The organism is Hyphobacterium marinum, assembly GCF_036330325.1.
In the GTDB taxonomy this organism is placed as follows: domain Bacteria; phylum Pseudomonadota; class Alphaproteobacteria; order Caulobacterales; family Maricaulaceae; genus Hyphobacterium; species Hyphobacterium marinum.
Genome location: NZ_JAZDRO010000001.1, coordinates 306,617 through 318,622 on the forward strand (window position 1 = coordinate 306,617; position 12,006 = coordinate 318,622).

8 protein-coding genes and 1 tRNA gene are annotated in these 12,006 nt (G+C 64.2%); 4 read left to right on the forward strand and 5 right to left on the reverse strand.

Annotation, left to right across the window (positions count from 1 at the left end):
- Nucleotides 1–20 precede the first annotated feature (20 nt).
- Both pepF and V0U35_RS01465 read right to left on the reverse strand, forming a co-directional pair.
- Nucleotides 21–1,913: an oligoendopeptidase F gene (gene pepF, locus V0U35_RS01460; RefSeq protein WP_330194869.1), complete on the reverse strand. Its 1,893-nt coding sequence runs from the start codon at nt 1,911–1,913 to the stop codon at nt 21–23.
- A gap of 166 nt (nt 1,914–2,079) precedes the next feature.
- Nucleotides 2,080–2,589, reverse strand: coding sequence for a DJ-1/PfpI family protein (locus tag V0U35_RS01465; RefSeq protein ID WP_330194870.1), 510 nt, complete (start codon nt 2,587–2,589; stop codon nt 2,080–2,082).
- Between the two features lie 276 nt (nt 2,590–2,865).
- On the opposite strand from V0U35_RS01465, the gene V0U35_RS01470 reads away from it, so the two are divergent.
- The 4 genes from V0U35_RS01470 to V0U35_RS01485 all read left to right on the forward strand — a co-directional run bounded on the left by V0U35_RS01470 (nt 2,866) and on the right by V0U35_RS01485 (nt 10,225).
- Nucleotides 2,866–4,668, forward strand: coding sequence for an N-acetylglutaminylglutamine amidotransferase (locus tag V0U35_RS01470; protein ID WP_330194871.1), 1,803 nt, complete (start codon nt 2,866–2,868; stop codon nt 4,666–4,668).
- Complete coding sequence (gene ngg, locus V0U35_RS01475) at nt 4,665–6,437, forward strand: N-acetylglutaminylglutamine synthetase (RefSeq protein ID WP_373696339.1); 1,773 nt, start codon at nt 4,665–4,667, stop codon at nt 6,435–6,437. Before V0U35_RS01470 ends, ngg begins: the two co-directional genes overlap by 4 nt.
- Nucleotides 6,434–7,579, forward strand: a complete 1,146-nt coding sequence (locus V0U35_RS01480; protein ID WP_330194873.1) for an osmoprotectant NAGGN system M42 family peptidase — start codon at nt 6,434–6,436, stop codon at nt 7,577–7,579. The genes ngg and V0U35_RS01480 overlap by 4 nt, the downstream gene beginning before the upstream one ends.
- Before the next feature lie 126 nt (nt 7,580–7,705).
- Entirely contained in the window at nt 7,706–10,225 is a 2,520-nt protein-coding gene (locus tag V0U35_RS01485) for a cytochrome-c peroxidase (protein ID WP_330194874.1), read from the forward strand.
- Here the strand turns inward: V0U35_RS01485 and V0U35_RS01490 are convergent.
- From V0U35_RS01490 to V0U35_RS01500, 3 genes are all read right to left on the reverse strand, one after another.
- On the reverse strand, nt 10,222–10,833 hold the full coding sequence (locus V0U35_RS01490) for a DUF6445 family protein (RefSeq protein WP_330194875.1): 612 nt from the start codon (nt 10,831–10,833) through the stop codon (nt 10,222–10,224). The genes V0U35_RS01485 and V0U35_RS01490 overlap by 4 nt on opposite strands.
- A 113-nt stretch (nt 10,834–10,946) precedes the next feature.
- Nucleotides 10,947–11,738 (reverse strand): DUF3108 domain-containing protein, encoded by a 792-nt coding sequence (locus V0U35_RS01495; RefSeq protein ID WP_330194876.1) that lies wholly within the window; start codon nt 11,736–11,738, stop codon nt 10,947–10,949.
- Between the two features lie 109 nt (nt 11,739–11,847).
- Nucleotides 11,848–11,922, reverse strand: a tRNA-Gly gene (locus V0U35_RS01500).
- Nucleotides 11,923–12,006 lie beyond the last annotated feature (84 nt).

Sequence of the window (12,006 nt, forward strand, 5' to 3'; positions counted from 1 at the left end):
TTCTCTTTTATTGCCCTGCGCTACTCCGCGCGCCGGTCGAGAATGGCTTCCATCTCGTCCATGATCGTGTTCATGCGAACCAGAACCGTCTGGTAGGGGCCGGGCTCGGCCAGATCCACGCCGGCCTCCACAAACATGTCATAGGCATAGTCCGAACCGCCTGCACGCAGGAGGTTGAGAACGTCCTCCTGGACACCGTCCTCACCGGCCAGAAGGCGCTGGGCGAAGGTCGTCGCGGCCGTGATCGAGGTGGCGTACTGGAAGACGTAGAAGTTCGAGTAGAAGTGGGGAATGTAGGCCCATTCCATCGCATAGGCCGGGTCGATCTCCATCACGCCCGCGTCCGCGCCGTGATAGTCGCGCAAGAGTTCGAGATAGATATCGGTCAGGGCCGCACCGGTGACGGCTTCACCGGATTCGGCGAGTTCGTGTGCCCGCATCTCGAATTCGGCGAACATGGCCTGGCGGAAATAGGTGCCGCGATACTGTTCGAGCGCCTCGCCGAGATAGAAGAGGCGTTCCTCGTCGCTTTGCGCGTTTTCGACCATGTATTCCAGGAGCAGGAATTCATTGATGGTCGAGGCCATCTCCGCAACGAATGTCGCATAGCCCGCCGTGGCGAAGGGCTGGTTGCGGTTGGCGAGGACCGAGTGGACCGCATGGCCCCATTCGTGGGCGAAGGTCGACACTCCGTCATAATCGCCCTGGAAGTTCAGGAGCAGATAGGGGTGCACATCGTAGGCCGCCCCGAACATGTAGGCCCCGGACGTCTTGCCCGGTTGCGGATAGGCATGCATCCAGTCCTGCGAGAATCCGTGTTCGAGGATGTCGATATATTCCTCGCCGAAGGGTTCGAGACCGGCGAGCGTGAGGCGTTCTGCGTCCTCAAGCGTGAATTCCGTCCCCAGCGAGACCAGCGGCGGATAGATGTCGTGATAAGCGAGGTCATCGACGCCGAGGATACGGCCGCGCAGCTCGAAATAGCGGTGCAGGGTCGGCAGGCCTTCCCGCGTCTGGGCGATCAGCTGGTCATAGACCGCGACCGGCACATTGCTGGGCGACAGGGCGGCTTCGCGCGCGGTTTCATAATTGCGGGCGCGGGCATTGAAAATATGGCCCTGGATATGGGTGTTGAGCGCAGCCCCCATCGAGGACTGGTACTGCATCCACGCGCCCCAGAAGGTCTGGAACACGTCACGGCGCACTTCCCGGTCGCCATTGGCGCGGTGGAAAGCATAGCCTTGCGAGTTCAGCGTGACCGTCTCGCCCTCGATCTCGATTTCCGGCCAGGGAATGTCGGAGTTCGACAACTGGCCATAGATCGTCCCAGCGCCATTCGTCACCGAGGAGGCGAGCGCCATGATCTGTTCCTGGTCGGGTGTCAGCGTGTGCGGCGCAAGACGCAGCGTGCCGCGCAGGCCAAAGGCATAAGGTTCAAGACGCGGTTCTGACGCGATCCACGCCTCGACCGTGTCTTCGCCCAGCGCCAGCGTCGCCGGTCCGGTCCAGGACGTGGCCCGGCCAAAGCGGGAGAACATCTGCGCGCCAAGGGCCCGGATGGCCTGGTTATCAGTGATGCGGGTGTCTTCATCGGCGAGAAGTGTCGCATAGACAAAAAGGCGGACCGCTTCCTTGCCGACATCATTCATCGTCTCCTGCGCCTCGGCCATGCCTTCAGCCGATTCCGAGAAACGGGTTTCCAGATCGGCCAGAGCGTCTATCTGCGGCTGCAGCTCGTCATAGGCCGCGCGCCAGGCGTCCGGCGAGGCATAGAGATCGGTCAGGTCCCAGACCACTGGAGCCGGGTCGGCGCTTTCGGCCTGGATGGCGTACGCCGGTGAGGCGACGAGCAGGGCAGGCACAGCGGTTGCGAGCGCCAGCGCGCTGGCGGCGAGTTTGAACGTACGGATCATGGTTTGGCCTCGGCGACGGTTTCAGACAGACTTTCCGGCGGACAGCCCGCCCCGGTCGCGGAAGCCTAAACGCAACAACGCCCTGCCCGAAAATGAATATTCGGACAGGGCGTTGACATCATCGTGTGGGCGGTCACCCGCGCCAATGCGTATTGCCCTCGGGCGGTCAGGCCGCCCGGGTCTCGGTAACGGCACTGAGGACCGCGTCGGCGAAGACCTGAACGGCATCTTCCGCTGCGGTTTCGCCGCCGGCGGCGAAGACCTGGCCGCGCGCTGAGATCGCCGCTGTCGCCTCGGCCGTATCGGGCGCATTAGCCGCCTCGGCCAGCAGGCCGACGCCGTCTGACAGCGCGATCACCGGCTTGCCGGCTTTCAGGAATACCGCGACAGCAGCTTTCGCCGAGTCCGCGATCTTGCTCGACCCGCCCGGCAGAATAAGCCCGGCATAGCGGTCGAAATCCATGTCGCCGATCGTCGAGGCCGGCACGTAATTCACATCCGTTTCGCCAGCACGGGCGGACAGCATGCCGTCCGTGTCGGACACGACCGCGACGTCGAAACCGGCCCGGTCGAGCGGACCGGTCGCCAGCATCAGATCGTCGGCATTGAAGCCTTGCGGTGCGATCGCGGCGATATGCCCCCGGCGGGGCGCTTTCTTGCGGGAATATCTATTCACAAATCCTCCTTCGAGCGCAGGCGGCTTCCTCGCACTCTGCGCGGAAACGGCAAACGCAACTTTGGTCTGATCAGGCGGGGGATAGGCAATCCCGTCACGCCTGGCAACCATATGAGGCTGCCATCACAGTAATTCAACGGATAATTCCAGATTTCGTTCCCATCTGGATGGAACCTTGAATGTAGCGTCTGCGTTGACTACCAACATCACCGCGCGCGGGGGCTTTCCGTGCACGGTGATTTTTGGTGTTTAACAAAGACAAAAGCAGGGTTGAGCATGTGCGGCATTGCCGGAGATTTAAGTTTTACTTCAAATCCGTCCAGTGTCGAAGCATTGATGCGCATGTCCGACTGCCTGTCTCCGCGAGGACCTGACGGCAAGGGTCTTGTCTTTCGCGGCAGCGCAGGACTGGCCCACAGGCGGCTGAAAATCATCGATCTGTCCGAGGCCGGCCGGCAGCCCATGGAGGATGCCGAGCTCGGCCTGACTCTGGTTTTCAACGGCTGCATCTACAATCACCGCGAACTGCGCGGCGAACTTGAAGGCAAGGGCTACCGTTTCTTCTCGACGTCGGATTCCGAAGTCATCCTGAAAGGGTTCCATGCCTGGGGTACGAAGGTCGTTGACCGTCTCAACGGCATGTTCGCCTTTGCCATTGTCGAGCGCGATTCAGGCCGGGTGACGCTGGCGCGCGACCGTTTAGGGATCAAGCCGCTCTATCTGGCTGACACGCCCGACGGGCTGCGATTCGCGTCATCGCTGCCCGCGCTGCTGGCCTCGGGCGACGATATCGACCGGACCATCGATCCGGTGGCGCTGCACCACTATTTCAGTTTTCACGCCGTGGTGCCGCCGCCCCGCACCCTGTTCGCCGGTGTGCGCAAGCTGCCACCCGCGACCGTTCTGGAAATCGAGCCGGACGGTCAGCGCCGCGAACAACACTATTGGTCGCCCCATTATGCACCGCGAGATGACGAAACATCGCTGTCCGATACGGACTGGCGCGAACGCATCGAAGCGGCACTGCGCGCCTCGGTGAAGCGGCGGCTCGTCGCCGACGTCCCGGTTGGCGTGCTGTTGTCGGGCGGGCTCGATTCCTCGTTGATTGTGGCCCTGCTCGCGGAAGCCGGGGCGACCGGGCTGAACACTTTCTCCATCGGGTTTGAGACCGTCGGCGAGGAGAAGGGCGACGAATTCGAGTATTCCGACATCGTCGCGGACGCTTTCGGCACGACCCACCACAAGATCCCGGTCGAGACCTCCCAGGCCCTGCCGGCACTTTCCGGGGCCATTCAGGCGATGTCCGAACCGATGACCAGCCATGACTGTGTCGGCTTCTATCTCCTGTCCCAGGAAGTCTCGAAGCACGTGAAGGTGGTCCAGTCCGGCCAGGGCGCGGACGAGGTGTTCGCTGGCTATCACTGGTATCCGCCCATGGATGGCGCGAATGACGCCTTCGACACCTATGCGCAATCCTTCTTTGATCGCGACCACGCGGAGATGGGCGACGTCCTGCACGCTGCCCACATCGGGGAGGATCACGCAGCGGCCTATGTCCGCGCGCATTTCGAGGAAGCCGGGGCCATCGACGCGGTCAATAAGGCGCTGCGCATCGATACCCACGTGATGCTGGTCGATGACCCGGTCAAACGGGTCGACAACATGACCATGGCCTGGGGGCTCGAAGCGCGTGTCCCCTTCCTCGATCACGAGTTGGTTGAACTGGCCGCCCGCTGCCCGGCGCGGCTCAAGCTGGCCGAAGACGGCAAGGGGATACTCAAGACCATCGCCCGGGACCATGTCCCCCATGCCGTCATCGACCGGCCGAAAGGTTATTTCCCGGTCCCGGCGCTGAAATATCTGCGCGGCCCCTATCTGGAAATGGTACGCGACGCCGTGACATCGTCCGCCTTTCGTGATCGTGGCCTGATCCAGCCGGGCTATATCGATCAACTGCTCGCCGACCCGGAAGGCCAGATCACCCGCCTGCGCGGATCGAAACTCTGGCAGGTCGGGGTGCTCGCCTTGTGGCTTGCCGAACATGACGCGCCGGCCCGTGCCCGCGCCCGGGCCGCATGAGGCCGGGGCAGGCCCCCCGCCGGCTTGGTCACCGGCTGCGCCGCTTGCGCGACACATCCGGGCGCGAACCGGTCAAGCGCCGCGACCCCGGCGCGGAACCGTTGCGTGAACAGGCTGTCGTCGATTGCGGCTGGGGCCGGCTGGTCTTCGCCCAGACCTTTCCTGACAACGAGTCCATCGCCGGGGAGTTGCGCGGTGAAGGCCAGTCCCGGCGCGACATCGCCTTCTACATTCGCGACCCGCACGTGCTGCTGGCGCTCGCACCGCAGGAATTGTTTCTCGACCCGTCACACACCTACCGGCTCAGCCTGACCGAGAAGCGAGCCGCGCCGGAACGGCCCAGCGGCTTTGTGATCCGGCGGCTGGCGTCCGAAGCCGATGCCGAAGCGGTCAACCGGATCTATGCGGCCTGCAACATGGTCACGGTCGATCCCGGTTTTCTGTGGACGAAGCGGGACTCCCGCCAGATGACGATTTTCGTGGCCGAGGATGTACGCACCGGTGACGTGATCGGATCGGTCACCGGGGTCGACCATGCCCGCGCCTTCAATGACCCGCAGAAGGGTTCCTCGCTCTGGTGCCTGGCCATCGACCCCCGCGCGCGACGGCCGCGCATCGGGGAGAGCCTGACGCTGCATCTCGCCGACCATTTCCGGGCAAGGGGCGCGGCCTTCATGGACCTCTCGGTCCTGCACGACAATGAAGGCGCGATCGCGCTTTACGAACGGCTTGGTTTCAAGCGCATTCCCTTTTTCTCGATCAAGCGGAAGAACCCGATCAATGAGCGGCTGTTTACCGGACCGGCACCCGAAGCCGAGCTCAACATCTATGCCCGCATCATCACGGACGAGGCGCGCCGCCGCGGCGTGCATGTCGAGGTCCTGGATGCCGAGAGCGGGTTTTTCCGCCTCTCGCATGGCGGACGAACGATTGTGTGCCGGGAATCCCTGAGCGAACTGACCACCGCCGTGGCGATGAGTCTGTGTGACGACAAGTCCGCGACCCGCCGCCTGCTGGCCGGAGCGGGGCTGCCGGTTCCCGAAGCGGTTGATGCTGAAGACGAGACCGCCGTTAAGGCGCTCCTGGACCGCTCGGGTGCGGTCGTCGTCAAACCGGCGCGCGGCGAGCAGGGGCGGGGCGTGACCGTCGGCGTGTCGACACCGGATGAGGTTTCGGGGGCCGTCGCCGAAGCCCGCAAGCTGTGCCCCGACGTCATCGTCGAGGAGGTCGCCGAAGGCGAGGATTTGCGTGTCATCGTCATTGGCGGCGAGGTTGTCGCTGCGGCTCTGCGCCGCCGGCCTTCCATCCTGGGCGACGGGAAAACCACGATCCGCAAGCTGACCGAGGGCCTGTCGCGACGCCGCGTGGCGGCCAGCGACGGGGAGTCTGCGATCCCCCTCGATGCCGAGACCGAGCGCTGCATTGCCGCCGCTGGTTATGGGTTTGACGACATCCTGCCCAAAGACGAGATCCTCGAAGTCCGCAGGACAGCGAACCTGCATACCGGGGGCACGCTGCATGACGTGACCGCCGAGCTCGGACCGGCCATCGCCGAGGCGTCGCTAAAAGCCGCCGAGACCATCGGCATCCCGGTCGTCGGCCTCGATTTCATGGCACCGGACCCGGCAAGCGACGACTTTGTGCTGATTGAAGCGAATGAACGCCCGGGTCTGGCCAATCATGAACCCCAGCCGACCGCAGAGCGCTTTGTCGACCTGCTCTTCCCCCAGACCGCCCGGACCGACACGACGGAGACAACTTCGAAATGAGCCTGCCGAATATCGATACCGACTATCTTTCCCACACGCTGGAGACGCTGCTCTCCATTGCCAGCCCCAGCGGCTACACCGACCGGATTGTGCACTGGGTCGGCGACGAGCTGGAGCGGCTGGGGCTTCAGGTCGAGATCACGCGGCGCGGGGCGATCCGGGCGACGCTGGAGGGGCGGGACGACCAGCCGGCGCGCGCCATCGTTTCCCATCTCGATACGCTGGGCGCGATCATCACGCGGATCAAGGACAATGGCCGGCTTGCGGTCGCGCCGGTGGGGCACTGGTCTTCCCGGTTTGCCGAAGGCGCGCGGGTAACGATTTTCGCCCCTGACGGGGCCTATCGCGGCACCATTTTGCCGCTGAAAGCGTCCGGCCATGTCTATGCCGACGCCATCGACGAACAACCGGTCAACTGGGACCAGGTCGAAGTGCGCATCGATGCGCCCTTTGCCAGCGCGGCAGACACCGAGGCCGCCGGGATCGGTGTCGGCGACATTCTCGCCGTCGACCCCCAACCGGAATTCTTCGACAACGGGTTCATCGTCTCGCGCCATCTCGACGACAAGGCCGGCGTGGCCGCCGTCCTCGCGGCCATGAAGGCGCTGATCGACAGCGGGTCGGTTCCGGTGGTGCGGACCGTCTTCCTGTTCTCGATTTCCGAAGAGGTCGGTTCGGGCGCGTCCTCCATCCTGACCCACGACATCGCCTCGCTGGTCGCGGTGGACAATGGCGCGGTGGCACCGGGACAGGGCTCACGCGAAACCGGTGTGACGATCGGGATGGGCGACATGACCGGCCCGTTCGACTTTCACCTGACGCGCAAGCTGATCAAGCTCTGCGAGACCCATGATATCGGTCATCAGCGCGATCATTTCCGCCATTACCGCTCGGACAATGCCTCGGCTGTGGAAGGCGGGGCCGACGTGCGCACCGCCCTTGTCACCTTCGGCGTGGATGCCTCGCACGGCTATGAGCGCACGCATATCGATGCGCTGGACTCGGTGGCGCGTCTGCTCACCGCCTATGCACTCAGCGAGGTCGAAATCCGGCGTGATGCTGATGATGTGGGTGACCTTGAAGGCTTCACCCATCAGCCCGATGACGTGGCCGAAGGGGCTGAAGGTCACCGTACCGACTGAACCGGCGGTGACGGTTTTCCGGCTTTCTTAGCGATATTTTTTCCTTTCCCGCGACGGAATTACCCGTCCGGCCCGTAACAGTGTTCGGGGACGGCGCGTGTCGAGGACAGGGAAGGACCGCGCGACATGGGTTTGCAGGATTGTGTCCGCCAGGCCGGGACGGGTCTGGCTTTTGCTTTTCTTTTCATCACCGCACCATCGGACGGCCAGGCCGGTCCGATACCGTTTGCGCCCGGCGCTCCGGTCTGGACAGTCTCCGCTGACGGCCGCGCGACAGATTTGCGCACAGCTGAATTCCGACCGGGTGATGCGGCCTCTGTCGTGATCGGCAGTCACCGCGACGCGGTCGCGATCAGCCGCGCGGACTACGGGCTTCTGGGTCAGCATATCCTGACCGCATCGGGCATTGGCAGCGAAACCGGGGTTCTGCTGGTCTCCGGCGGCATGGGCGCGTTCGGACGTGTCACGGGCGATGCGGGCACCGGTTATCTCGCCCCTGATGGTGCGGGCGGAAGTGTCTGGCTCGAGGCGTCCTCCTTGCGCGCGCGCGACCTCGCCGCCGAGGAAAGACAGGTTGTTTCAGCTGCGCGGCGCCTGCTCGGTGAGGAGGCCGGTCCGGTCACGCTGGAAGCGCGGCTTTCCCCCGCCTTCGTCCGCCGTCACGGCCTCGCCGCGCAATTGCGCGCCCAGTATCTCGCCGAAGTGGTCAATTCCGAACTGGCCGAAACGGGGTCGGACAGGCGCGTGACGCTCGGTGCTGTCCGGGAAACGCCGGATGGCGGTGAACCCGGTATTGCCTTTGCCACGCTCGATACGATGTCAGCGGAAATCATCGTCGCTGCCGTACTGCCCAACAGCCGGGCGGTTCAGGTCGGCGACACGGCCACGGCCTTCGCCACCATCATCAATGCCGGAGCGGAAACAGCCACGTCCTGCGGCCTGCAACTGACCGGGGCCGACCCGGCCGGCACGTTCAGCTTTCAGACCACGGATGCGGCCAACACGCCGGTCGGCGCGGTCAACGGAACGGTCGATATCGGACCGGGCGCAGCGCAGAGCTTCCTCTTCGCGTTCACGCCTTCGGCCGTGTTCGAGCCGGGCGGAAACCTGCCGCTCGAATTTGCCTGTACCAACCAGGCCTCGGCCGCCATTACGCCGGGTGTGAACACGCTGTGGTTCTCGGCGTCTGCCGCCGCCGTTCCCGACATCATCGCCATTTCCGAGGTTGGCGCGGGGTCCGGCCTCAATACAACGGCGGGTGTCGTCGACATTATCGACCGCCAGCGCAACGGGGCCTTCGTGGTGGCCACGACCAATGTCGGTGTTTCCGGAGAGATCACGGTTTCGGCTGCGCCGACCAATGAAGCCCTGCCGGTTTCGGTCCGCGTCTGCCAGACCAATCCGGGCACCGGGGCCTGTCTGGCCACACCTACCGACAGTGTCAGCCTGACCATCGGGCCGGGCGCGACCCCGACCTTCGCCTTTTTCGCCATCGGCGACATTCCGGTCGCTTTTGCCCCGGCGACGAACCGGATCCAGGTGTCCTTCCGTGAAGGGGCCGCCTTGCGCGGCTCAACCACGGTGGCGGTGCGCACGCTGATGAGCGAACCGGTCCTTCCGGACATTTCCTTCCTTTATTCGGATTCCGACGTCACCCTGCCCGCCCATTTCCGCAATGGACCGGTTGCGGCAGCGGACAACACGCCGATCGACAATGCCATCACCAATGCCGGAGCAACGCTGGGCCGCGTGCTCTTCTATGACCGGCGGCTGTCGGCCAACAACACGGTCTCCTGCGCCAGCTGCCACACCCAGGCCACGGGCTTTTCCGAAGGCGCGCAATTCTCGGCCGGTTTCGCCGGCGAGCTGACGGGCCGGCATTCGCCGGGGCTGTCCAACGCCCGCTATTACGACAATGGCCGTTTCTTCTGGGACGAGCGCGCCGCCACGCTCGAAGACCAGGTGCTCGCACCGATCCAGAGCGAGGTGGAGATGGGCCTGACACTGGAAGAGGCGGTTGCGCGCGTCGCCGCGGAAGATTTCTACGGCGCGCTGTTCCAGGCCGCGTTCGGTGATCCGGAGGTGACGTCGGAACGCATGTCGCTGGCCATGGCGCAATTTGTCCGGGCCATGACCTCGGCCAATTCACGCTTCGACCAGGCCCTTGCAGACGGTCCGCTGGGGTCGGCGGCGTTTGAAGCCAATTTCACCGCCGAGGAATTCCTGGGGCTCCAGCTTTTCATGCCGGTGCCGGGTTCCGCGATTGATGATGTCGGCTGTGGGGCCTGCCACAACACGCTCGCCCATATCAGCGACGCGGTCCACAATATCGGTCTTGAAAATCCGCCGGTTGACGACGGTGCGGGCAATGGCGCGTTCAAGGCACCGTCACTGCGCAATGTCGCGGTACGGACCCACTTCATGCATGACGGGCGGTTCAGCTCGCTCGCCGAAGTGATCGAGCACTATAATTCCGGTGTGGTGGGTAGCCCCGATCTGGACCCGCGCCTGCGGCAGGGGCCAGGCCAGCCGCTGCGGCTGAACCTGACCGATGACGAGAAGGCGGCGCTGGAAGCCTTCCTGCACACGCTGACCGATAACAGCTTCCTGACCGATCCGCGTTTTTCTGATCCCTTCGTGGACTAGAGCGGGCCGTCCGAGCCGAAGAAGAGCAGGTAGATCAGCCGGCCATTGTCGAGCCGGTCGCCGAAGGCCGGGCCGGCCGTATGCCAGAGCCAGGGCCGGAACAGGATGAGCCGGTTATATTTCATGGGGACACGCATGACGCGTTCCCACTGGCTGGGGTCTTTCGAGTGCGGCTTGGAGACCTTCTCGACAAAGTCGGCATAGCTCTCATACCCCCACGCTTTCAAATGGTCCGGGTGATAGGGAGCATGCTCGCTGTCGGTCGGGATGTGACGGAAGAAGTCGGTCCCGCCCTGACAGTCTTCGGGTTTGGAGAGGTAATAGATCCCCGACCAGTGGCATTCATCGACATGGACATCGCCTTCGCCAACGTCTTTGGCGAGCGTGATCCGGCATTTCGCGTGGCTGTCGGTCGCCGGGTAGAGGCGTTCGCCGGTCAGGCGCATCGCCGCTTCCTCGAGCAATTGCACGCGCAAGGCCTGGGATGAATTCCGGCCCGGGAAATAGGTCGGCGCATCCGGCTCGGGGAAGTCCAGCCCGAGCGCAGCCCGACGCAATTCATCGACATTGTCGAGAACGTCGTCGACGACGATCAAAGACCGGTACATGAGATGTCCACTGCCTGCTCCCCCCGCAAATTCCGCGTCACACTAAGACATAGGCGGTGCGTGTTGCGACAGGTTCACAGGAAAGTTACAGAGCATTCAGATTCCAAGGAAAATCAGTCGCTCACGCGGATTCGCCGGGCTTCGATCGTGACCCCGCCAAAGCCGGCGCGGGTATGCAGGCGGACCGGCAGATAGGCGCGTCCGTCCGCAATCGGCGCGATCCACATCCGCAAGGGGTGCCGGGTCTCTCCCGGCGTCGGCCAGTCCTCCGGATCATAGCCCGACAGCGGCTCATAGTAGGCGTCACACACCAGCGCTTCGCCCCGCCAGGCGCGGGTCCGGATTGTCTCCTGCCCCTGAGACGTGAGGCGAAGATTGTAGCGCTGCTTGCCGTCAAAGACCGGGATCGAGCCCGAACACGGTTCTCCGCCCGAGGCCGAGACCATCTCGGACAAGAGCAGCGTCGCCGTCATCGGATCGACCACGCCGGTCCGGTCGGCCTCGCTGGCGGGCGGCTCACCCCAGCTGGAAAACTCCGGCGTGGCAACGGATCGGGCGGTACCCCCGTCAAACGTCACCTCGATATCACGGCGCTTGCGGCCCGTGCGCTCGATATGGGCATAGCGTCCCGGCTGGGGACCGGCTGCCGAGCGCTGCCCGGCCACTTCGGAATCAATCTCGAAATCGGTGAAGAGGGCGGCGAGCCCCGCCGCCTCGACATGCGCGCTGGCGCGGTAATGGGTGTGGCCCAGCTCGGCGGACAGGGTGATCTCGCCGACCTCGAAAATCAGGACCGAAGCGGAATAATCGGCGGAAACCCGAACGGGCGCTGGCTCGTTCGCCGTGGCGTGAGCCGGCAGGGCCATCAGAAACAGGGCCGCCAGCACGGGGCGATAGGGGATCATGGACGCGCTCCGGAATGATCAGGAGAAACCAAGCCTAAACCGTTTGGCGGCGGTTTCATGGCGGCAATCGGCACTAGACGCGACTGTTTGATAAAACGAGGGAAGAGAATGGAGCGGGCGATGAGATTCGAACTCACGACATTCACCTTGGCAAGGTGACGCTCTACCCCTGAGCTACGCCCGCTCAACAAGGGTACCGGCTGTGCGCCGGGAGGCGGGGTATATCGCGCAAAGTGCGCCCGATTGCAAGCGGCTGAGTGCACCGCGC